Source organism: Halalkalicoccus sp. NIPERK01 (assembly GCF_030287405.1).
Classification (GTDB): Archaea; Halobacteriota; Halobacteria; order Halobacteriales; family Halalkalicoccaceae; genus Halalkalicoccus.
Window position 1 is genome coordinate 1 of record NZ_JASVVV010000067.1, and the last position, 239, is coordinate 239.

A 239-nucleotide genomic window follows, 5' to 3' on the forward strand; every position below is an offset into this window, starting at 1 on the left:
CCCGCATCGCCGCGCGGCTCGACATGCCGGCGCACCCGCGGGTGGAGCGAGTCGAGCGCGCCGAGCTGTTCGCGGCCTACGGCCTTCATGCCGACGACGCGCAGGCGCTGCTGCTCGCCGCCGGAGAGCAGCCCGACCGGCCGGTCGGCGAACCCGCGCGCGCCCACCGCGTCGATGAGCCGCTGCACCCGCTCGCGATCCGCGCGCCGCGCGATCGGCAGGCCGAAGCGGTGGCCGTC

The 239-nt window shown here is 78.2% G+C and carries 1 protein-coding gene; it reads left to right on the forward strand.

Annotated elements, in window-relative coordinates; all coding sequences use genetic code 11:
- Positions 1-239 (forward strand): hypothetical protein (locus QRT08_RS18575; RefSeq protein ID WP_286047481.1); only part of this gene is annotated, 239 nt, incomplete at both ends.